This window comes from Haloactinopolyspora alba, assembly GCF_003014555.1.
Classification (GTDB): domain Bacteria; phylum Actinomycetota; class Actinomycetes; order Jiangellales; family Jiangellaceae; genus Haloactinopolyspora; species Haloactinopolyspora alba.
In genome coordinates this window covers 164,865-185,421 of the sequence record NZ_PYGE01000007.1, presented here as the reverse complement: position 1 = coordinate 185,421, position 20,557 = coordinate 164,865, and the positions used below count along the sequence as shown (strand labels likewise).

The following is a 20,557-nucleotide window of genomic DNA, read 5'->3' as shown; positions in this document are numbered from 1 at the left end:
GCTGAGAAGTCTCGGCGCCGGTCACGGACACGAGGCAAGCTTGGGGCATGCGCGTACTGGTGGTCGAGGACGAGCGCGGGCTGGCCCGCGCGCTGAAGCGCGGCCTGTCCGCCGAGGGGTTCGCCGTCGAGCTGGCCGCCGACGGTCTCGACGGGTTGCACCTGGCCCGCGAGAACGACTACGACGTCGTCGTTCTCGACATCATGCTGCCGTCGCTGTCGGGCTACATGGTGTGCCGGACGCTGCGCGACGAGGACAACTGGGTGCCGATCCTCATGCTGTCGGCCAAGGACGGCGAGTACGACCAGGCCGACGGGCTCGACGTCGGCGCCGACGACTACCTGACCAAGCCGTTTTCGTACGTCGTCCTGGTGGCGCGGCTGCGGGCACTGATGCGCCGTGGTGCTCCGGCACGACCGTCCGTGCTGACGGCGGGCGACCTCGAGCTCGACCCGGGCGCGCGGACGGTGCGCCGTGGTGACGTTCCGGTGACGCTGACGGCCCGCGAGTTCGGCGTCCTCGAGTACCTGATGCGGCACAACGACGAGGTGGTGTCCAAGCGCGACATCCTCGAGCACGTGTGGGACGCGCACTACGATGGCGACCCCAACGTCGTCGAGGTGTACGTGGGTTACCTGCGCCGCAAGATCGACACACCGTTCGGCCGGAACGCGGTCCAGACGGTCCGTGGTTCCGGATACCGGCTGGCCGGCGACGGCGGATGAGGCTGCTTCGCCGCCTCGGGCTACGTGCCCGGGTCACGCTCGCCACCACGGTCGTCGCCGCCGCCGGCCTGGCGGTCGCCGGTGTGCTCATGGTGGTCGCGCTGGAACGGGCGCTGTTGGGTGCGCTCGACGACACCGCGCACGGTCACGGCCGCGACATCGCCGCGCTGGTGGAGTCCGACCAGGTCACCAATCCGCTGCCCAGCTTCGGCGCCGCGGTCGCACAGGTCGTCGACGCCCAGGGCCGCGTGCGTGCGTCCACGCCGGGGGGCGACCGGCTCACCCCGATCGTCACCGAGGACGATCTGGACGCGTTGCGCGCCGGCGAGGCGGTGAACCTGGACGGCGGCCGGCTCGGCATGCCCGGGCAGTTGCGGGTCGTCGGCGAGCCCGCCGGCCCGCCCGGAGACCCGCAGACCGTCGTCGTCGCGGTGCCGCTGACCGAACACCAGCGCAGCGTGCAGTTCGCCGCCATCGGCGTCGTCGGCGGCGGCGCCGGCCTGACGGCCGCACTGGGACTGCTGAGCTGGGTGGTCATCGGGCGTGCGCTGCGTCCGGTGGACGAGCTCCGCGCCGGGGCGGACATCATCACCGGCGGCGGCGGTGAGCAGCGGCTCCCGGTCCCCTCCGGCGACGACGAACTGACCCGGCTCGCCGTGACGCTCAACGACATGCTGGGCCGGCTCGACGCCGCCTCGGAACGGCAGCGTGCCTTCGTCGCCGACGCCGCGCACGAGTTGCGCAGCCCGATCACCGCCCTGCAGACCGAGCTCGAGGTCGCGCTGCACCACCCGGAGGCTGCCGACCCGAGCGAGACCGCGCAGGACGCCCTCGCGGAGGTCACCCGCATGGCCAGGCTCGTCGACGACCTGCTGGTACTGGCTCACCTGGACGACCCGCGTCCGGTCCGCCAGGCCGAGGTCGTCGATCTGCACGAGCTGGTGGACGACGTCGTGGGCGCGATCCCCGAGCCCCGGGCCGGCCTCGTCGTCGACGCGCCCGAGCCGGCCCGGACGACGGCCCACCGCGACTCGCTGCGCCGAGTGCTCCGCAACCTCGTCGACAACGCGGTCCGGCACGCAAGGCAGCAGGTCACCGTCACCGTGCGGGCGGAGACCGGCACCGTGACGGTCGCTGTCGCCGACGACGGCCCCGGGGTGCCGGAGGCCGACCGCGAACGGATCTTCGAACGGTTCACCCGCCTGGACGACGCACGCGGCCGGGACGCCGGCGGCACCGGCCTGGGCCTGGCCATCGCCAGGGAGATCGTCCACGCACACGGCGGCACCCTGACCGTCGACGACGCCGCTCCCGGCGCTCGGTTCGTCGTGCGGCTCCCCGCGGCCGACTCCACCGAGCCGTACGGCGGCGGCCCCGGGCCGAGCGTGTGACCGTGATCGCATCCCGGCGGTCCCCCGGAGCACGCCGGTGTGCGTGTCGCCGCTAGGGTCGGGCCGCATGGCGGTCACTCACGGCGACCTCGTGCTCCGGCCCGCGCCGTCCAAACAACGCGAGATCTTGATTCTCGCCACGGTGCTGGGTGCCGTCTTCGTCGCCCTCGCCGCCGTGTACGGTGCCACCGCCGCGCTCGTGACCGCGGCCGCCGTGGCCGCGGGGCTGGCCCTGCTGGCCGCGGCTTCGAGCCGCTCGCGCATCGTCGTCACCGCGGACGAGATCGCCGTCGTCGGGCCGTTGCGTCGCCGCAACGTGTCACGCACTCGAGCCGCGTCGGTCGTGCGTACCGTCCTGATCCCGGGGCGCGGACCGATCGTCGACACCGTGTTCGTGCTGGACGGCGACGGGCAGGGGGTGCTGCGGATCAGCGGCCATCGGTACGCGACGGACGACGTCGACCGGCTGGTCGAGCATCTCGGCCTGCCCGTGTCCAGTCCCGACCGTCCGCTCGGCATGCGTGAGTTCGCCGAGGCGTATCCGGGCACCGTGTCGCGGGACGAGCGGCAGCCGTTCAGGATGATGCTCGTCGGCGCCGGCATCGGCGTCGCCACGATCGTGCTGCTGGCGGTGCTGGTGGGGGTCGGCGCGCTATGAACACGGCAGTGCCCGGCCCTCCGCAGCGCAGCGCCGACCTGGTCCTGCGGCCGTCGATGCTGCGCTACCTGCAGGCCTACCGGGCCACCACGGCCATGCTCGTCGTGATCGCCGTCGTGTTGTTCCTCCGTGGTGGCGGCGTCGGCACCCTGTTCGCACTGCTGCTGGCCGCCGGCGGCTCCGGGCTGATGTCGCTGTACTTCCGCCGCGCGTCGGTGGTCGTCACGCCCACCGAGCTCGTCGCCACCGGACTGCTGCGCAGACGCCGCACGCCGCGGGGGTCGGTCACGACGGCCGTCTCCGCGACGATGCCGCGTTCGCACCCCCGGAGCCCGACGTTTCCGCACCTGTTCGTGCTGGACGGCGACGGCCGGCGCGTCGCCAGGCTCAGCGGCACCCATTGGCTCGAGGACGACCACCGGCGGCTGCTCCGCGCGCTCGGGCTGACGCCGCAGGTCTTGCGTGGCGTCAGCACCGGGAAGGAGCTCGCGAGGACCCACCCGCGCGCGGTGTCGCTGCTCGAGCGCCGGCCGTTGCTGAAGACCCTGCTGATCGCCGTTCCGGGTGTCGCGGTCGCCGTCGCTCTCGTCCTCACCTCGACGGACTGACGACGTAGCGGCCGGTCACGACGTCCGCGCGAGCTCCTCCTCGCTGCGCAGCACGCAGAACTCGTTGCCCTCCGGATCTCCCAGTACCGCCCACCCGGTGCCGTCCGCGTTGCGGTGGTCGGCCACCAGGGTCGCGCCCATCGTGGTCAGCCGCTGCACCTCGTCCTCGCGCAGCTGCTGCGGCCGCAGGCACAGGTGCAGCCGGTTCTTCCCGGACTTCGGCTCGGGAACCTCGACGAACAACAGCTCCCTGCCGTCGCCGAGCTGGACGCCCACCTCGTCGTCGCTCGGTTCGTTGTCCGGATGGATCGGCCGGTCGAGTACCCGGCTCCAGAACTCGGCCAGCCGGTAGGGGTTCGCGCAGTCCACAGCGATGTTCTGAATGATCGACATCATCGGCACAGTGTCACACCAGCCCTGGACGGCCGCGAGCAGATTTCCGCGCGCTCAGACGCGGCGCTGGAAGGCCTCCTCGACGTCGGTGGCGCCGACCGCCGGCCCCGGGATACCGGTCGGACCGTCGGTGGCCAGTCCGTTCAGAAACACCGCGATCTGACGCCGCGCCATGTGATTCCAGTCCGGGCCGTAGGACAACGGCTGCGTGATCAGTGCGGTGAACGTGATGATGTCGGTGGCGTTGACGGCCGCACGGATGGTGCCGTCGCCGCGTCCGCTCTCGATGAAGGTCTCCAGCCGCCGGTTGATCGAGCGACGTGCCGCCACGGCCTCCTCGGTCATCAGCGGCGGCGCTCCGTGCAGCGGCAGGAACAGCTGGTCGCTGATCGCGCACGCGCCGACCAGGTACCCCTCGATCGCGTCCAGGCCGCTGCCGCCTCGGCTCTCGATGTCGCCGAGGATACCGTCGAGCAGTCCGTACGCGCGGTGCTCGAGGTCGCGCATCAGCGCGTCACGGTCCGGATAGCGGCGGTAGAAGGTGCCGACGCCGACGCCTGCCTCGGCGGCGATGTCGGCGAGTGGAACATTGCGGCCCTCCCGCAGCATCGCCGACGAGGCCGCGGCGAGCAGCCGCTGGCGATTCGCCTCGGCATCACGACGGGGCTTGCGTTGAGCGGGCATGGTCACTCCTTCGCGTACGTGTCGCGCGTCACTCGTCAGCCGTTGACGTACCAACCGCGGGGAGGCTAGCATCAAAAAGCGGATGAAATCTTCCGCTTAGATTCTCCAAGCTTCCGCGCAGCCGTCCCCACAGACCTGTCGGAGAGAGGAGTGCTCATGACCGACCCCACGTTCCCGGAACCCTCGGATCAATCACCGCTCCCGCCGGACGATCCGCGACGCGAACTCGCCGTGGTGCGCCCGGAATCGGACGACCTGCGACACATCGCACTGGCCGGTGACATCTACACGATCCTGCTGTCGGGCGAGCAGACCGACGGCCGGTACTGCCTGATCGACATGCGCGTACCGCCGGGCGGCGGCCCTCCCCCGCACCGGCACGACTTCGAGGAGATGTTCACGGTCCTGCACGGACGGATCCGGTTCACCTTCCGCGGTGAGGACGTCGACGTCAGCGCCGGCGAGACGGTGAACATCCCGGCCAACGCGCCACATCACTTCCGCAACGTCTCCGGCGAGCCGGCACGGATGACGTGCATGTGCACACCGGCGGGACAGGAGGAGTTCTTCCTGCGGATCGCTCCTCGTGTCGACCGGACCGCGACCGCGCCACCGGAGCTCACCGAAGCCGAGCAGGCGGCGAACCGGGACGAGCCGCACAGCTGGCCCCCCGGTACCGCACCGAGCTGCTCTGACCACTAACGCACGACACCCTGCACACCGTTCAGGAGGAACCACCCCATGACCGTCACCACCCAACCGTCGACCTCGACCGACCCGGCCGCCTTCGACCCGCTCTGGCAGCCGGTGCGCGTCGGCGATCTCGAACTGCCGCACCGGCTCGCGATGGCGCCGATGACGCGTGACCGCTCGCACCCGGACGGGACCCCGAGCGCGATGAACGTCCGCTACTACGCACAGCGCGCCGGCATGTCACTGATCGTCACCGAGGGAACCCAGCCGTCCGAGGACGGACAGGGCTACCTGCTCACCCCGGGAATCCACACCGACGGGCAGGCCGCCGGCTGGCGGGCGGTGACCGACGCGGTGCACGCCGCGGGCGGGCGCATCGTCATCCAGTTGATGCACGTCGGCCGGGTCGCGCACCCGCGGAACACGCCGCACGGGCGGCAGCCGGTCGCGCCGTCCGCGATCGCACCGGACGCCCGGATGTTCACCAGCGACGGCATGCTGCCGATCCCGGAGCCCCGCGCACTGTCGACCGACGAGGTACGCGGCGTGGTCGGCGAGTTCCGTGCCGCCGCACGCGCCGCTGTCGCCGCCGGAGCGGACGGTGTCGAGATCCACGCGGCGAACGGCTATCTGCTGCACCAGTTCCTGTCCGGCAATGCCAACCTGCGCGCCGACCGCTACGGGGGCTCCGTCCCGAACCGCATCCGGCTCGCCGTCGAGGTGGCCGCCGCCGTCGCCGACGAGATCGGGCCCGGCCGCACCGGTATCCGGATCTCGCCGGGCAACCCGTTCAACGACATCGCCGAACACGACGTCGCCGACCTGTACCCCGCGCTGGTCTCCGCCCTGTCGTCGCTGGATCTGGCGTATCTGCACGTCGCCGGGCACGACCTGGAACTGATCGGCCGGTTGCGCAGGCTCTGGCCGAACGCGCTCGTGCTCAACCGCGGCGGAGCCGAGCTGGACACCCGGGCGCACGACGTCGCGGCCGGCCTCGCCGACGTCGTGACCGTCGGCAGCCAGGCGCTGGCCAATCCCGACCTCGTCGAGCGTCTCCGTCACGGGGCGCCGCTGAACACGCCCGACCGCAGCACGTTCTACGGCGGCGACGAACGCGGCTACCTCGACTACCCCACCCTCGCGGACACGGCCGCGGACCAGCTGACCCGCTGACCCGTCCACCGGCGGGCCGTCCGGACAGCGGGTCGGTGCGACACTTCCGGCGCCGGTGACGCCACAATGGCGTCCATGGCACGCCGGACGAGCACACCACCCCCAGAGGACATCGAGGAGACCATCCTGGATGTCGACGTCTCCGAGGAGATGCGCGGCAGCTTCCTCGAGTACGCCTACTCCGTCATCTACTCCCGGGCCATCCCGGACGCACGGGACGGGCTGAAACCGGTCCAGCGCCGGATCCTGTTCCAGATGAACGAGATGGGCCTGCGCCCGGACCGCCCGCACGTGAAGTGCGGACGCGTCGTCGGTGACGTCATGGGCAAGCTGCATCCGCACGGCGACGGCGCCATCTACGACACCATCGTCCGGATGGCCCAGCCGTGGGCGATGCGGGTGCCGCTGGTCGACGGGCACGGCAACTTCGGCTCACTCGACGCCGGCCCGGCGGCCTACCGGTACACCGAGTGCCGGATGGCCGAGCCGGCCATGCTGCTCACCACCTCGCTCGACGAGAACGTCGTCGACATGGTCCCGAACTACGACGGCCAGTTCGAACAGCCGGAGGTGTTGCCGGCTGCGTTCCCGAACCTGCTGGTCAACGGCTCCAGCGGGATCGCCGTCGGCATGGCCACGAACATGGCGCCGCACAACCTGGGCGAGGTCGTCGAGGCGACCCGGTACCTGCTGGCGCACCCGGAGGCCACCCTGGACGACCTGATGCGCTTCGTCCCGGGGCCGGACCTGCCCAGCGGCGGGCGCATCGCCGGGCTCAGCGGCATCCGCGAGGCCTACGAGACCGGCCGCGGGGCGTTCCGGACCCGAGCCACGGCGCGCATCGAGAACATCACCGCGCGCCGCAAGGGCATCGTCATCACCGAACTGCCGTACATGGTCGGGCCCGAGCGCATCCGCGAGCGCATCGTCGACCTGGTCAAGAGCAAGAAGCTCGCCGGTGTCGCCGACGTCGTCGACTACACCGACCGCAACACCAGCATGCGCCTGGTCATCGAGCTCAAGAGCGGCTTCGTGCCGGAAGCCGTGCTCGAGCAGCTGTACAAGCTCACCCCGCTCGAGGACTCGTTCAACATCAACAACGTGGCACTGGTCGACGGCCAGCCGCGCACGCTCGGGCTGAAGGAACTGCTCGAGGTGTTCATCGAGCACCGCCTCGACGTGGTGCGCCGCCGCAGCGAGTTCCGCCGCACGAAGGCCGCCGACCGTCTGCACCTGGTCGACGGGCTGCTGGTCGCGCTGCTCGACATCGACGAGGTCATCGCGGTGATCCGCTCCTCCGACGACTCGTCGGCCGCCCGTGAACGGCTGATGACGATCTTCGACCTCAGCGACGTGCAGGCGCGCTACATCCTCGACACGCCGCTGCGCCGGCTCACCCGCTACGACCGGCTCGAGCTGGAGAAGGAGGGCGAGGACCTGCGCCGCACCATCGCCGAGCTCACCGCGCTGCTCGAGGACGACGCGCTGCTGCGCGAAGCGGTCTCGGCCGAGCTCGCCGAGGTCGGCGCCAAACACGCCACGCCGCGGCGGACCGTCCTGCTCGAGGACTCCGGGCAGGCGGCACCGAAGGCCGCGGCCGGCTCCCTCGAGATCGCTGACGACCCGTGCCGGGTGCTGCTCTCGTCGTCCGGCCTGCTCGCCCGTACCGCCGACGACGGCACGCCCGGCGACGACCCCGACTCCGGCGGGGGCAAGCGCTCCAAGCACGACGTCGTCGTCTCCACCGCACCGACCACCGCACGCGGATACGTCGGCGTGGTGACCAGCTCCGGGCGGGTGCTGCGGCTGTCGGTGCTCGACCTGCCGTCGCTGCCGCCGTCGGCCACGCTGACGCTGGCCGGTGGCGCACCGGTCAAGGAGTTCGTCGACCTCGAGCAGGACGAGCAGGTCTTGTGCCTGACGACCTTCGACCCCGACTCGGCCGGGCTGGCCGTCGGCACCGAGCGCGGTGTGGTCAAGCGGGTCGTGGCCGACCACCCGTCGAACAAGGACAGCTGGGAGGTCGTCCGGCTCGACGACGGCGACCGGCTCGTCGGGGCGGTCGAGCTGCGCACCGGCGAGGAGGACCTGGTGTTCATCAGCTCCGACGCGCAGCTGCTGCGGTTCTCCGCCGGCCTGGTGCGCCCGCAGGGCCGCTCCGGCGGCGGCGTCGCGGGAATCAAGCTCTCCGCGGGGGCACGGGTCGTCTTCTTCGGCGCCGCCGACCCGGAGCGGCAGGGCAGCGTCGTCACCGTGTCCGGCTCGTCCGACGCGCTTCCGGGAACCCAGTCCGGCGCCGTCAAGGTCACGCCGTACGACGAGTACCCCGCCAAGGGCCGCGCCACCGGCGGCGTGCGCTGCCACCGGTTCCTCAAGGGCGAGGACACGCTGATCATGGCCTGGGCGGGCCCGGCGCCGGCGCGTGCGGCCGCGGGCAGCGGTGTCCCGGTCGGCCTGCCCGAGCCGACGGGCCGCCGGGACGGCTCCGGCGAGCCGGCCGAGCAGCCGATCGCCGCGGTCGGCCCGAACCTGGGAACCAGCTGAGAGCGGGGCACGGCCGCGGGGCGTCGACTGGCAGACTGCATCCCATGCACGCGAGAGGCCGTCGCGCACTCCTGCCCGTGGGCGCCGCCGTCGTCCTTGCGCTCACCTCCTGCGGTGGCGACGGCGGTGACGGCGTCGCCGACCCCGCGGCCGCACTCGAGTCCGCCGGTCAGCTCCTGGACGAGGCCAGCAGCGTCCGGTTCACCGTGGACGGCTCCGACCTGCCGGACTCCGGCACGGTCGTCGTCGCCGCCGAAGGGGTGGCGGTCCCGCCCGACTCGTTCGACGGCGAGATCCGCATCCGCTCCGGCGCCCTTCCCGCCACCATCCCGGTGGTGTCGGTCGACGGACGGCTGTGGGCGCAGCTGCCGCTGACCGACGGGTACGAGGAGATCACCGCCGACGACATCGACTTCGGCGACCCCGGCGCGCTGATCGACCCCGAACAGGGGGTCAGCAGTCTGCTCACCGCGGGCAGCGACGTCACCTCCGCCGGGCAGGTCCGCGTCGACGGCGACGTGTACGACCAGGTCGAGTCCGTGCTGCCGGGCAAGACCGTCGACCGCATCCTCGCCATCTCCGACCCGGGCGCCGAGATCCAGGCCACCTGGGCGCTCGACCCCGAGTCCGGACGGCTGCGGCGGGCGACGCTCACCGGCGCCTTCTACCCGGGTGGCGAGCAGACCTACACCGTCCGGCTCGACGACTACGACGCTCCGGCCGAGATCAGTGCGCCCACCGGATAGGCAGCGCCCGCCGGTCCCGGCCGAGGAGCCGGCCGAGCCGACGAGAACCCGCGCCGGAACCTCGGTCCTGGTGCTGTGCGGTGTCGGCGTGCTGCTCGCGGCCGCCGACACGTACGTCATCGTGCTGGCGCTGCCGGAGATGATGGTCGGCGTCGGGCTGGACGCGGACGAGCTGCAGCGCGCCGTCCCGCTGGTCTCGATGTTCCTGCTCGGCTACGTCGTCGTGCTGCCGCTGGTGGGCCGCGTCTCCGACGTGGTGGGACGGCTACCGGTACTGACGGCGGCGCTGCTCGTCTTCACGGCCGGCTCGCTGGTCACCGCCTCGTCGGACGGACTCGCCGCGGCGGTGACCGGCCGGTTCCTGCAGGGCGCAGGCGGAGGCGCCCTGGTTCCGGTGACGTTGGCGCTGGTGGCCGATCTGTGGCCCCCGGAACGGCGCGGCGTGCCGCTGGGCCTGGTCGGCGCCGTCCAGGAGCTGGGGTCCGTGCTCGGGCCGCTGTTCGGCGCCGGCGTGCTGGCGCTGTCGGACTGGCGCGCGATCTTCTGGATCAACGGCGTCGCCGGAACGCTCCTGCTGCTCGGAACGGTCGCCCGCCGGCACACGGCCGCGAGCGCGGCCGGCGGTGGCGTCCGGCCACGCGCCGGATCGCCGGACGGCCGGCCGGACGTGGCCGGGGCCGCACTGGCACTGGTGGCACTCGTGTCAGCGGCCGTCGCCCTGACTCGGCCGGCGGCGCTGGAGCGCAGCGTGGCGTGGGGCGAGCTGCTCGTCCCGCTCGCCGGGCAGAGTGCGTGGAGCACGCCGCTGGCACTCACCGCCGCCGCGTCGGCGGCCGCGTTCGTCGTGCGCGAGCTCACCGCCCGGCGGCCGCTGCTGGACCTGCGGCGGGCGCCGGTGGTCGTGCGCGCCGCCGACGTGCCCGGTGCGGTTCTGCTCGGCGCGGCTCTGGGCGGCATCGTCGTGACCTTCGCGACGGCCGACCCGGCGGTCCGGCTGGTGTCGCCGGCCGCGCCGTGGCTGCTGCTCGGCTCGGCGGTCGCGTTCGCGGCGTTCGGATGGCGGCAGCGGCACTCCCGGGCACCGCTGGTGCCCGCCGGCGCCGTCCGCGCCCGCCCGGCCTGGGGCGCGCTCGTGGTGAGTCTTCTGGTCGGCGCCGCGCTGGTCGCCGTGGTGGTGGACGTGCCGGTGCTCGCGCGTACCGTCCTGGACGGGGCCGACCAGTTCGACGCCGCGCTGGTGCTGTTGCGTTTCCTGGTGGCGCTGCCGGTCGGCGCCGTCGCGGGCGGCTGGCTCGTGCGGCGCCTGCCCGCCTCACTGGTGGCCGGTGCGGGCATGGTGGTGGCCGCTGCCGGCCTGACCGCCATGACGACCTGGGGCGCCGGGTCGCTGGACGGCGTCGGCGACGACGTCGTGCTCGCCGTCACCGGGCTCGGCTTCGGGCTCGCCATCGCCCCCGTCAACGCCGCGCTGCTCGCCGCGACGCCGCGTGCCACGCACGGTGTCGCCAGCGCGCTGGTCGTGGTCGCGCGGATGATCGGCATGCTGGCCGGGCTGGCGGCGCTGACCGCGATCGGCCTGCGCCGTCTGTACGACGCCCAGGCCGGCATCGAGTCGCCGGCGGTCCTGTGCCCCGACTCCCCCACCGCGTGCCCGGCCTACGACGACGCCCTGCGCGACGCGGTGCTGGCGCAGCTGCACGCCACCTTCGCCGGCGCGGCGGTGTGCGCCGCCGCGGCGGCCGCCGCGGCCCTACTGCTGCACCGCCGCGTCGCAGCGGGACAGGAGAACCGTTGACGGCCTGCTCGGACGCCAGCGCCGCGCTGGCCGAACCGGTCGCGGCCACCGCCCCGGTGGCCGCCTGGTGGCTGGTGCTCGAGCAGTCGGGGCCCTGGGGCGCGAAGGCGCTCACCCAGTCGCACCTCGATCCCGAGCTCGGTGCGCAGCTCGACGATGCCGCCGGCGCGCACGGCGGCCGGGTCGCGCTGGTCCGCAGGCCCCGCCGGCACGCCGACACCGGCGGACCGGTGTCGCACCGGGTGTGGCTGGCCTGGACCCGGCCGGGCGCGACCCGGCTGCTCGGCGGGTGGACCGCGGAGCCCGCGGCGCTGGGCGCGCTGCCCTGGCGCGCGGTCGAGGAGGGCGACCACGAGTCCGTCCTCGCACATCTGCCGTTCCTGCGCGCCGAGTCCCACCCGTTGCTGTTGGTCTGCACGAACGGGCGACGCGACGTGTGCTGCGCGACCAAGGGCCGCCAGCTCGTCCAGCAGCTGCGCGACCGGGTCGTCGGCCGGGTCTGGGAGACCACCCACCTGGGCGGGCACCGGTTCGCGCCCACCACCGCGCTGCTCCCCCACGGCGTCGTGCACGGGCGGCTCGACGCCGGCACGGCCGAGCGTGTCGTCTCGCACGCCCGCGCGGGCCGGCTGCTGCCTGACGGGTACCGCGGCCGCAGCACCTACTCGCGCCCCGGACAGGCCGCCGAGGCGGAGGTCCGCCGGGTGACGGGTGCGGCCGGCCTCGACGATCTGGCCGTCGATAGAGTGGACGCTCTGGACTCGGCCACGTGGCAGGCGACCGTCAGCCATCGTGGTGGCGGCCGGTGGAGCGTCAGCGTCCGCGCGACGACCCTCGAGCCGGCCCGCCCCGAGTCCTGCGGCAAGGACGCCGCCCGCCCGGTGTCGTACCGGGCGGAGGTCACCACCACCGAACCATGACCGTGTGAAGGACTGCCCGCCCATGCCCGATCAATCGCCCGATCAGAGCCCGGATCAGTTCAGCGACGTGCTGGCCGCCAACGCCGACTACGCCCGCACGTTCGCCCTGCGCGGCCTCGAGCCGGTCGCCGGACGCGGTCTCGCGGTCGTCACCTGCATGGACTCGCGGATCGAACCGCTGGACATGCTCGGCCTGAAGCCCGGTGACGCGAAGATCATGCGCAACGCGGGGGCCCGCGTGACGTCGGACGTACTGCGCACGCTCGCACTCGCCACCCACCTGCTGGGTGTCACCCGGGTGATGGTGGTGGCCCACACGAAGTGCAAGATGGCCAGCGCCACCCGCGAGGAGGTCGTCTCGACCATCGAGGCGCAGTCCGGCATCGACGTGCGCAGCCTCGACTTCCGGCTCGTCGCCGACCAGGAGGCGACGCTGCGCGACGACGTCCAGCGGGTGCGGTCGTGGCCGTTCCTGCCGGCCGGAGTCCCGGTGGGCGGGTTCCGCTACGACGTGGACACCGGCCGGCTCGAGCACCTGGTGTGACGCGTCCCGCCGCGTGGCTCAGGTCAGCGCCGGCGCCAGTCGCCGCCACTGTTCGTGTGGCAGGCTGTCAGGGCCCGTCCGTCCCGTCAGCACCTGGACGCAGACGTGGTCGGCACCGGCGTCCCGATGTTCGCGCACGCGCCGGACGACGGAGTCCTCGTCTCCCCAGGCGATCAGCGCCTCGAACAGGCGCTCGCTGCCGCCGCCGGAGACGTCGTCCTCGGTGAAGCCGAGCCGGCGGAGGTTGGCCACGTAGTTGCGCAGACCGAGGTAGAACTCCAGGGCGGGCGTCGCGATGGCGCGTGCCCGGTCGCGGTCGGTCTCGAGGACCACCTTCTGCTCCGGAGCCAGCAGCGGTCCGGCGCCGAGGATCTCTCGTGCCGTCGCGGTGTGCTCCGGGTTCACCAGGTACGGATGCGCGCCCGCGCTGCGCTCGCCCGCCAGCGCCACCGTGCGCGGGCCGAGCGCGGCCACCGCACGCGCGGGCGCCGGGACCGGGCGCACGGCCGCGTCGAGGCCGTACAGGTACTCGGCCACCTTGCTGTACGGACGCCGGTACGTGCCGCCGGCCTGCTCGACGAAGGTGGCGTGCCCGGCGCCGACGCCCAGCAGCAACCGGTCGGGGTACGCGTCGTTCACCCGGTGGAACGCGGCCGCCACGTCGGCCGGGTCGTCGCCCCACACGTTCACGATCCCGGTGGCGGCCACCAGCCGGGACGTCGCCGACAGCGTCCGCTCCGGACGGCGGAGGTCGCCGGGAGACCCGCCGAACCACACCGTCCGGTAGCCGAGCTCCTCCAGTTCCGCGGCCGCCTCGTCGCCGGCGGCACCGTCGTCGGGCCAGCCCCCCGGCCCGACCCACACACCACTGTGTCCCACGTCAACCGTCATGCCGGGCCAACGAGCCGACCGCGGTGGAGATTCCATACCCTGGACCAGTGACGCACCTACTCAGGCCACCGCAGCCGGCCGACGTTCCCGCGCTGCTGAAGCTGAACAACGACCACGCCGTCGAACTCTCCGAGCTCACGCCGGACGAGTTCCGCGTTCTGCTGGGCATCGCCTGGCGGGTGCGGGTCGCGGACGACGCCGCCGCGATGGTCATCGCCCTCGACCAGGACAGCGACTCGGACGGGCAGAACTTCAGCTGGTTCCGCCGCCGCTACGACCGGTTCGTCTACGTCGACCGGGTCGTCGTCTCGCCCGCCGCACGTGGCAAGGGGCTGGCGCGGACGCTCTACGACGACGTGATCACCGCCGCCGGTGCCGAAGGTCACACCCTGCTGTGCGCGGAGGTGAATCTCGAGCCGCCGAACCCGGCGTCCGACGCGTTCCACGCGGCCATGGGCTTCGCCGAGGTCGGCCGGTCCGAGCTGGACGGGCACGAGAAGTCGGTGCGCTACTTCGTCCGCGAGCTGGGCGCGGACACGCCCTAGTCGTCCCCGGACTCGTCCACCGCCGGGGAGAGCTCGTCGGTCAGCAGGTCGTCCCGCTCGACCTCGCCCGTACGGTAGGCGGACCGCCCGACCATGTGCGCCGCGACCGGCACGATCAACAGCTGCGCCAGCCCGATGACCAGCAGCAGGCCGATGTCGTGCAGGCTGCGCAGCCGTAACCCCACCGCGACGAGGATCAGCAGCAGCCCCAGCACCTGCGGCTTCGCCCCGGCGTGCATCCGGGCCAGCAGGTCCGGGAAGCGCAGCAACCCGACGGCGGCCAGCAACGACAGCAGCGCACCGGCCAGCAGGAGGACCCCGGCGACGACATCGGCGATCAGGTGCCAGTTCACGTTCGGTCATCCCACTCGTCCGGCGCGGCGAAGCGCGCCACACTGACCGCGCCGACGAAGCCCACCAGCGAGACCACCGCCAGGATCGGCAACGTCGTCGCGTGCCGGTTGACCGCCGCCTCCACGCCGAAACCGCTGACGACGATGACGACGAGCACCTCCATCGCCACGACCCGGTTGAGCACGCTCGGCCCCCGTGCCACCCGGACCAGCACCAGGATCGCCGCTGCCGTCAGCAGTGCGGCGCTCGACCACGCGACGGCGCTCATCCGTTCGCTCCTTCGCTCGCACGCCGGTAGGCGTCCAGCTCGGCGGACGAGGCCAGCGCGTGCATCACGCGTGCCTCCTGCTCCAGAGCCTGACGGCGGGTGCGCTCGATGTCCGCCTCGTTGCGCACGTCGAGCAGGTGGACGAACAGCGTGCTCGTGGACCGGCGCGTCTCGATGACGATGCTGCCGGGCAGGAGCGTGAGCAGCTCGGCGGTGAGCACGAGGTACAGGTCCGAGTCGCTGCGCAGGTCCACCTGGATGACCGCGCTCGTCGGCCGGCGCCCGGTCCGCAGCGCCAGGACGGCGACCTCGACACTGGCCACCGCCAGATCGGCGGCGAAGCGCCCGAGCAGGCGAGCCAGGCCGATCGGGCGTATCCGCCCGCCGAAGGCGACCGGCGGCAGCGGGAAGACCGCGAAGACGACGCTGGCGACGGCCAACCCGGAGACGACGTTCGCGACGGACAGCTCGCCCCACAACAGCACCCACACGGCGGTCAGCACCAGCACCGAGGGCCACCGGAACCGATGCCGGCGCGGGCCGGCCACGGACTCGGCACTCACGGTCCACCTCCTTGCGGCAGTACCGCCTCCACGTACGGAGCGCGTTCGCGCAGATCCACGGCGGCACGATCGGTCAGGTCGAACAACGGCCCCGCCACCACCGACAACGTGATCCCGACCAGCACGAGCGCCGCTGCCGGACCGGTCATGGCCAGCTGTAGCGGCCGCGACGGCTCGGCCGCCTCCGGTTCGGCGACCGACACGGGCCCGCGGTGCAGGTCCGTCGCCGGGCCGGCAGCGCCCGCCGCACCGGTCGAGTCGGCCGCACCGTCCTCGGCGTCCCGGTGCCACCCGTCGGCCTCGGCCGGCCGCGGCTGCCAGAACGCGCGGTTCCAGGCCTTCGCCATCGCGTAGAGCGTGAGCAGGCTCGTGGTGACCGCTCCGGCGATCAGGACGTAGGCCATGGGGCTCGCATTCTCCACACCGGCCTGCATCAGCGCGACCTTGCCGAGGAACCCGGGGAACGGCGGGATACCCGCCAGGTTCATGGCCGGAACGAAGAACAGCACGGCGAGAACCGGCGAGCTCCGCGCGAGCCCGCCGAGCCGGTCCAGAGCGGTGCTGCCGCCGCGGCGTTCGATGAGCCCGACCACGAGGAACAGCGTGGTCTGGATCGTGATGTGGTGCACGACGTAGAACATCGCGGCGGACAGCCCGTCGTCGCCGGAGAGCGCCACCCCGAACACCATGTAGCCGATATGGCTCACCAGGGTGAACGACAGCATCCGCTTGACGTCCGTCTGCGCGACGGCCCCCAGGACACCGATCAGCATCGTCAGCAGCGCCGCCCACATCAACAGCCCGGAGATCTCGCTGCCGGGGAACAGCAGTGTCTGGGTGCGGATGATCGCGTAGATGCCGACCTTGGTCAGCAGACCCGCGAACACGGCGGTCACCGGCGCCGGAGCCGTCGGATAGCTGTCCGGGAGCCATGCCCACAGCGGGAACACCGCGGCCTTGACCGCGAAACCGGTCATCAACATCAGCTGCAGGGCGAGCCGGATGCCGTCCGGCACGTCCTCCAGTCGCACCGACAGGTGAGCCAGGTTCACCGTCCCCGTGGCCGCGTAGATCAGCGCGATCGCGGTGAGGAAGATGACCGAGGACACCAGGCTGACGATCACGTAGATCGTTCCCGCTCTGATCCGCCCGCTGGTGCCGCCGAGGGTGAGCAGCACGTAACTCGCGGCCAGCAGCACCTCGAACCCGACGTAGATGTTGAACAGGTCCCCGGACAGGAACGCGTTGGACACCCCCGCGATGAGGACCAGGAACGTCGGATGGAACACGGACAACGGCGTGTCCGGCCCGTACTCCGTCACCCCTTGCCCCAGCGAGTACACGAGCACGCACAGGGCGACGACGGCGGAGACCAGCAGCATCAGCGCCGAGACCCGGTCGGCCACCAGCGCGATGCCGATCGGCGCGTGCCAGCCGCCGAGGTGCATCACCTGCGGCCCGTGCGCGTCGGCCCGCGTCAGCAGGACCGCGGCGACGGCCACGATCACGCTCAGCACCACCACGCTGACGACACGCTGCGCCCGGGCCGAGCGGCCGAAGGCGAACGCGAGCCCTGCCCCGAGCAACGGCAGGATGACCGGAAGCGGCACCAGTGCGGAAGCGTTCACGGTGTCTCCCCCTCCGGCCCGATCGGGGCGCCGTCGCCGTCCCGCGAGTCCTGCGTGCTCTCGCCGGCCGGGTCGGCGCCGCGCTCGTCGAGGGTTCCGCCGGCGCTGTCGTCGTAGCTGGACGACGCCTCGTCGCGCTCCGCCCGCCGCCGGATCAGTGCGTCCTCGACGTCGTCCTGGACTTCGTCGTGTTCGTGGAGCTGCCAGGAGCGGTAGGCCATGGCCAGCAGGAACGCCGTGACGCCCAGCGTGATGACGATGGCGGTGAGCACGAGCGCCTGAGGCAGCGGGTCGCTCATCCGTTCTGGCGCACTCGATCCGACGATCGGCGGCTGTCCGGCGCCGCCCGAGGCGATCAGGAACAGCACGTTGACGCCGTTACTGATCAACAGGAGCCCCAGCACCACCCGGGTGAGGCTGCGCTCGAGCAGAAGGTAGACGCCGACGGCGAACAAGGTGCCCACCACGGCGACCAGCACGACGTTCACGCTCATCTCGTCTCCCCGAGCCGCTCCTGCTGGGCGTGTTGCTCGTCGGCCTCGTCCCGGCCGTTCTCCGCGCTCTCGTCGCCGTGCCGGTCCACGCCGCTGCCCAGGCTCCGCAGGACGTCGAGCATCAGGCCGACGACGACGAGGTAGACGCCGACGTCGAAGAACAGCGACGTCGTGAAATGCACATGGCCGAGCAGTGGGACGCTCAGGTCCACCACGGCGCTCTGCAGTACCGCACCGCCGACGGCCAGCGGGACCAGGCCGGTGCCGGTCGCGACGAACAGCCCGACACCCAGCACCAGGCCCGCGTCGACCGGCGCCGCGTCGTTCAGTTCGTGCCGGCCACCCGCGAGGTAGCGCATCATCAGCGCCAGTCCCGCCACCAGCCCGGCGGCGAAGCCGCCGCCGGGCATGTTGTGCCCGGAGAAGAGCAGGTAGACGGAGAACACGACGATGATGTGGAACGCCAGCCGGGTCACCACCTCGAACACGATCGAACGACGATCGGGCGGAAGTGTCCCGCCGGCCCGCAGCCAGCTGGGGCGCCCGCCGTCAGGGTGCGACGACGCATGGCTGTCGAGGGCACTGCCGATGGCCTCGTCGGGGCGCCATCGACCCGTCCGGCCGGTGATGAGGAAGACCAGGCTCGCCACCCCGGTGGCCGCGACGACGAGAACCGAGATCTCGCCCATGGTGTCCCACGCGCGGATGTCGACGAGGATGACGTTCACGACGTTGTGGCCGCGGCCTTCGGCCTCCGCCCGCTCGGCGAACGTCTCGGACACCGGATCCGCGGTCCGCGCAGCGGAGGCCACGAGCGCGAAGCCCGCCATGAGCGCGCCGACCAACGCACCGATGCCGAGCCTGCCCCATCGGGTACTGGTCAGCGGCCGCTCGGAGAACCGCGGCGGCAGACTGCGCAACACCAGGACGAACACGGCCAGCGTGACGGTCTCGACCAGTACCTGCGTCAGCGCGAGATCCGGCGCACCGTGCATCATGAACAGCAGCGCCATGCCGTAACCGGTGACGCCGGCCAGCAGCACGGCTTTGAGCCGACGACCCGATCGCGCCGTCAGGATCGCCGCGGCCACCAGCACGCCGCCGACTGCCAGTTGCGCGGGGTTGTCCCAGCCGTACAGGTCTACGGACCCGACGCCGGCCATGAGCAGCGCCGTGCCCGGCACGGTGATCACCACGACGAAGATGACGACGAGATAGACCGGAAGCGAGCCGCGCTGCGTCGCGCCCGTGACCTCCACGGCGACCCGGTCGACGACACGCAGCGTCCTGCGGAACCCGTGCTCGGCTTCGTACCCGACCCGCAGACCACGTTGAGCCCGGGCGACCGCGTGGCGCTGCCAGTACATGACCGCACCGGCAGCCAGGGAGACCGCGGACAGCACGAGCGCGAGGTTGAGACCGTGCCACAGGCCCAGCGACGCGTGGTGCACTCCTTCCGGATAGTGCTCCGCGTAGGGCGCCAGCGCGGGCGTCTCCGCCGAACCGAGGAATCCCAGCGCGAGTCCGCCCAGGGCGAGCAACGCCGGGGCGGCCGCGAACCCCACCGGAGGCGAGTGAATCCCGGCCGGCTCGCTCACCCCCGGTTTGGTGGCGAAGGCGCCCCAGACGAACCGAGCGCTGTAGGCGACGGTCAACGCCGAACCCGCCACCAAGCCGACCAGGACCGTCCAGCCGGCCACCGGAGGGATCCCCGTGCCGTCACCGGTCCGGGCGACGTCCACGAAAGCCTTGACGATCGATTCCTTCGCCACGAACCCCGCCAGGGGCGGAACACCGGCCATCGACGCCGCCGCGAGGACCGCGGCCCAGAACGCCACCGGCATCCGCCGCCGCAGGCCGGAGAGCAGGCGCAGATCTCTCGTGCCCGCGCCGTGGTCGACGATGCCGACCACCAGGAACAGAGCCGCCTTGAACAGCGCGTGCGCGACCAGCATCGCGACACCGGCCAGCGCGGCCGAGCGCGTGCCGACCCCGAGCACCACCACGAGGAACCCCAGCTGGCTGACCGTGCCGAAGGCGAGCAGCAGTTTCAGGTCGTGCTGGCGCAACGCACGCCACGCACCCAGCAGCATCGTGGCCACGCCGACCGTCAGCAGCAGCGGCCGCCACGGCAGCACGCCGGCCAGCGCGGGAGCGAACAGCGCCACCACGTACACACCCGCCTTGACCATGGCGGCCGCGTGCAGGTACGCGCTGACCGGCGTGGGAGCCGCCATCGCCGCGGGCAACCAGAAGTGGAACGGGACCAGCGCCGACTTGGACACGGCGCCGACCAGCAACAGCACGACCGCGACCGAGACGGCCGTGCCCGCCGGCGGGTCGGCCAGCACGCCGGAGATGCTGTACGTCCCCGCGGCCTGCCCGACGATCACGACACCGACCAGCATCGCCAGCCCGCCGAACGTGGTCACGATCAGCGCCTGCATGGCTGCTCGCCGGTTCGCCCTGCGATCCGGGTTGTGCCCGATGAGCAGGTACGAGAAGACGGTCGTGAGCTCCCAGAAGACATAGAGCAACAGCAGGTCGTCGGCGAGGACCAAGCCCAGCATCGTGCCCGCGAAACCGGTCAGCAGCCCGGAGAAGCGGCCCAGGCCGGTCTCGTCCGGGCGGAAGTAGTAGGCGCTGTAGACGAGCACGAGCGCGCCGATCCCGGTGACGAGCAGCGCCATCACCCAGGACAGCGTGCCGAGACGGAACGACAGCTGCATGCCCAGCGAGTCGACCCAGGCCGTGGACTGGGTGATCGATCGCGCGTCCGGGCCGGCGACGGTGCCGCCGCGAGCGGCCAGCCAGGCGAAGGCCGTCGCCGGCACCACCGCGAGCACGAGGAAAACCCGGCTGCGCAGCCGTCCCGCCAGCAGCGGAGCGAGAGCCGCAGCGGCCAGATGCGCCGCGATCAGCACCGCCATCATCGGCCGC

General features: G+C 72.3%; 20 protein-coding genes and 1 pseudogene. 12 read left to right on the top strand and 9 right to left on the bottom strand.

What is annotated here, in order from left to right; translation table 11 throughout:
* The first annotated feature begins 47 nt into the window (after positions 1 to 47).
* The 4 genes from CLV30_RS11995 to CLV30_RS11980 all read left to right on the top strand — a co-directional run bounded on the left by CLV30_RS11995 (position 48) and on the right by CLV30_RS11980 (position 3,382).
* A complete protein-coding gene (locus CLV30_RS11995; protein WP_106537436.1) occupies positions 48 to 725 on the top strand; it encodes a response regulator transcription factor in 678 nt (225 codons plus the stop codon).
* Positions 722 to 2,116 carry a sensor histidine kinase gene (locus CLV30_RS11990; protein ID WP_106537435.1) on the top strand — a complete coding sequence of 465 codons (1,395 nt, stop codon included), beginning with the start codon at positions 722 to 724 and terminating at the stop codon, positions 2,114 to 2,116. The genes CLV30_RS11995 and CLV30_RS11990 overlap by 4 nt, the downstream gene beginning before the upstream one ends.
* Positions 2,117 to 2,183: 67 nt before the next feature.
* Positions 2,184 to 2,774, top strand: coding sequence for a hypothetical protein (locus tag CLV30_RS11985; RefSeq protein WP_106537434.1), 591 nt, complete (start codon positions 2,184 to 2,186; stop codon positions 2,772 to 2,774).
* Entirely contained in the window at positions 2,771 to 3,382 is a 612-nt protein-coding gene (locus CLV30_RS11980) for a hypothetical protein (protein WP_106537433.1), read from the top strand. Before CLV30_RS11985 ends, CLV30_RS11980 begins: the two co-directional genes overlap by 4 nt.
* 15 nt (positions 3,383 to 3,397) lie before the next feature.
* On the opposite strand, the gene CLV30_RS11975 is transcribed toward CLV30_RS11980, so the two are convergent.
* Positions 3,398 to 3,778, bottom strand: coding sequence for a VOC family protein (locus CLV30_RS11975; protein WP_106537432.1), 381 nt, complete (start codon positions 3,776 to 3,778; stop codon positions 3,398 to 3,400).
* Between the two features lie 51 nt (positions 3,779 to 3,829).
* Positions 3,830 to 4,459 (bottom strand): TetR/AcrR family transcriptional regulator, encoded by a 630-nt coding sequence (locus tag CLV30_RS11970; protein WP_165358588.1) that lies wholly within the window; start codon positions 4,457 to 4,459, stop codon positions 3,830 to 3,832.
* A 156-nt stretch (positions 4,460 to 4,615) separates the two neighbouring features.
* On the opposite strand from CLV30_RS11970, the pseudogene CLV30_RS11965 reads away from it, so the two are divergent.
* The 7 genes and pseudogenes from CLV30_RS11965 to CLV30_RS11935 all read left to right on the top strand — a co-directional run bounded on the left by CLV30_RS11965 (position 4,616) and on the right by CLV30_RS11935 (position 12,874).
* Positions 4,616 to 5,154: pseudogene (locus CLV30_RS11965) on the top strand (cupin domain-containing protein).
* A 46-nt stretch (positions 5,155 to 5,200) separates the two neighbouring features.
* On the top strand, positions 5,201 to 6,325 hold the full coding sequence (locus CLV30_RS11960; protein ID WP_106537430.1) for an alkene reductase: 1,125 nt from the start codon (positions 5,201 to 5,203) through the stop codon (positions 6,323 to 6,325).
* A 75-nt stretch (positions 6,326 to 6,400) separates the two neighbouring features.
* A complete protein-coding gene (locus tag CLV30_RS11955) occupies positions 6,401 to 8,869 on the top strand; it encodes a DNA gyrase/topoisomerase IV subunit A (protein ID WP_106537512.1) in 2,469 nt (822 codons plus the stop codon).
* A 44-nt stretch (positions 8,870 to 8,913) separates the two neighbouring features.
* The gene (locus CLV30_RS11950; RefSeq protein ID WP_106537429.1) at positions 8,914 to 9,615 is read left to right on the top strand and encodes an LppX_LprAFG lipoprotein; all 702 of its coding nucleotides are present in this window, start codon (positions 8,914 to 8,916) and stop codon (positions 9,613 to 9,615) included.
* Entirely contained in the window at positions 9,599 to 11,410 is a 1,812-nt protein-coding gene (locus CLV30_RS11945) for an MFS transporter (protein ID WP_205740767.1), read from the top strand. The genes CLV30_RS11950 and CLV30_RS11945 overlap by 17 nt, the downstream gene beginning before the upstream one ends.
* A complete protein-coding gene (locus CLV30_RS11940) occupies positions 11,407 to 12,330 on the top strand; it encodes a ferredoxin family protein (protein WP_106537428.1) in 924 nt (307 codons plus the stop codon). Before CLV30_RS11945 ends, CLV30_RS11940 begins: the two co-directional genes overlap by 4 nt.
* Positions 12,331 to 12,352: 22 nt before the next feature.
* Entirely contained in the window at positions 12,353 to 12,874 is a 522-nt protein-coding gene (locus CLV30_RS11935; protein ID WP_106537427.1) for a beta-class carbonic anhydrase, read from the top strand.
* Between the two features lie 18 nt (positions 12,875 to 12,892).
* On the opposite strand, the gene CLV30_RS11930 is transcribed toward CLV30_RS11935, so the two are convergent.
* Complete coding sequence (locus CLV30_RS11930; RefSeq protein WP_240723276.1) at positions 12,893 to 13,753, bottom strand: LLM class F420-dependent oxidoreductase; 861 nt, start codon at positions 13,751 to 13,753, stop codon at positions 12,893 to 12,895.
* Between the two features lie 59 nt (positions 13,754 to 13,812).
* Here CLV30_RS11930 and CLV30_RS11925 point away from each other — a divergent pair, with 59 nt between their 5' ends.
* Positions 13,813 to 14,310: a GNAT family N-acetyltransferase gene (locus CLV30_RS11925; protein WP_106537425.1), complete on the top strand. Its 498-nt coding sequence runs from the start codon at positions 13,813 to 13,815 to the stop codon at positions 14,308 to 14,310.
* Here the strand turns inward: CLV30_RS11925 and mnhG are convergent.
* From mnhG to CLV30_RS11895, 6 genes are read right to left on the bottom strand one after another with little or no spacing between them, the layout of a single operon-like run.
* Complete coding sequence (gene mnhG, locus CLV30_RS11920; RefSeq protein WP_106537424.1) at positions 14,307 to 14,663, bottom strand: monovalent cation/H(+) antiporter subunit G; 357 nt, start codon at positions 14,661 to 14,663, stop codon at positions 14,307 to 14,309. The two genes, CLV30_RS11925 and mnhG, sit on opposite strands and share 4 nt — an antisense overlap.
* Positions 14,660 to 14,932 carry an MrpF/PhaF family protein gene (locus CLV30_RS11915; protein ID WP_106537423.1) on the bottom strand — a complete coding sequence of 91 codons (273 nt, stop codon included), beginning with the start codon at positions 14,930 to 14,932 and terminating at the stop codon, positions 14,660 to 14,662. The genes mnhG and CLV30_RS11915 overlap by 4 nt, the downstream gene beginning before the upstream one ends.
* Positions 14,929 to 15,495, bottom strand: coding sequence for a Na+/H+ antiporter subunit E (locus CLV30_RS11910; protein ID WP_205740766.1), 567 nt, complete (start codon positions 15,493 to 15,495; stop codon positions 14,929 to 14,931). The genes CLV30_RS11915 and CLV30_RS11910 overlap by 4 nt, the downstream gene beginning before the upstream one ends.
* Entirely contained in the window at positions 15,492 to 17,123 is a 1,632-nt protein-coding gene (locus CLV30_RS11905; RefSeq protein WP_205740765.1) for a Na+/H+ antiporter subunit D, read from the bottom strand. The genes CLV30_RS11910 and CLV30_RS11905 overlap by 4 nt, the downstream gene beginning before the upstream one ends.
* Positions 17,120 to 17,617, bottom strand: coding sequence for a Na(+)/H(+) antiporter subunit C (locus CLV30_RS11900; protein WP_205740764.1), 498 nt, complete (start codon positions 17,615 to 17,617; stop codon positions 17,120 to 17,122). Before CLV30_RS11900 ends, CLV30_RS11905 begins: the two co-directional genes overlap by 4 nt.
* Positions 17,614 to 20,547 (bottom strand): Na+/H+ antiporter subunit A, encoded by a 2,934-nt coding sequence (locus tag CLV30_RS11895; protein WP_106537509.1) that lies wholly within the window; start codon positions 20,545 to 20,547, stop codon positions 17,614 to 17,616. Before CLV30_RS11895 ends, CLV30_RS11900 begins: the two co-directional genes overlap by 4 nt.
* Positions 20,548 to 20,557 lie beyond the last annotated feature (10 nt).

What these genes read in the sequence shown, in the direction of transcription:
- CLV30_RS11995 (WP_106537436.1), top strand. Translation starts at nt 48, where the DNA reads ATGCGCGTACTGGTGGTCGAGGACGAGCGCGGGCTGGCCCGCGCGCTG.
- CLV30_RS11990 (WP_106537435.1), top strand. Translation starts at nt 722, where the DNA reads ATGAGGCTGCTTCGCCGCCTCGGGCTACGTGCCCGGGTCACGCTCGCC.
- CLV30_RS11985 (WP_106537434.1), top strand. Translation starts at nt 2,184, where the DNA reads ATGGCGGTCACTCACGGCGACCTCGTGCTCCGGCCCGCGCCGTCCAAA.
- CLV30_RS11980 (WP_106537433.1), top strand. Translation starts at nt 2,771, where the DNA reads ATGAACACGGCAGTGCCCGGCCCTCCGCAGCGCAGCGCCGACCTGGTC.
- CLV30_RS11975 (WP_106537432.1), bottom strand. Translation starts at nt 3,778, where the DNA reads ATGATGTCGATCATTCAGAACATCGCTGTGGACTGCGCGAACCCCTAC.
- CLV30_RS11970 (WP_165358588.1), bottom strand. Translation starts at nt 4,459, where the DNA reads ATGCCCGCTCAACGCAAGCCCCGTCGTGATGCCGAGGCGAATCGCCAG.
- CLV30_RS11960 (WP_106537430.1), top strand. Translation starts at nt 5,201, where the DNA reads ATGACCGTCACCACCCAACCGTCGACCTCGACCGACCCGGCCGCCTTC.
- CLV30_RS11955 (WP_106537512.1), top strand. Translation starts at nt 6,401, where the DNA reads ATGGCACGCCGGACGAGCACACCACCCCCAGAGGACATCGAGGAGACC.
- CLV30_RS11950 (WP_106537429.1), top strand. Translation starts at nt 8,914, where the DNA reads ATGCACGCGAGAGGCCGTCGCGCACTCCTGCCCGTGGGCGCCGCCGTC.
- CLV30_RS11935 (WP_106537427.1), top strand. Translation starts at nt 12,353, where the DNA reads ATGCCCGATCAATCGCCCGATCAGAGCCCGGATCAGTTCAGCGACGTG.
- CLV30_RS11915 (WP_106537423.1), bottom strand. Translation starts at nt 14,932, where the DNA reads ATGAGCGCCGTCGCGTGGTCGAGCGCCGCACTGCTGACGGCAGCGGCG.
- CLV30_RS11900 (WP_205740764.1), bottom strand. Translation starts at nt 17,617, where the DNA reads ATGAGCGTGAACGTCGTGCTGGTCGCCGTGGTGGGCACCTTGTTCGCC.
- CLV30_RS11895 (WP_106537509.1), bottom strand. Translation starts at nt 20,547, where the DNA reads ATGGCGGTGCTGATCGCGGCGCATCTGGCCGCTGCGGCTCTCGCTCCG.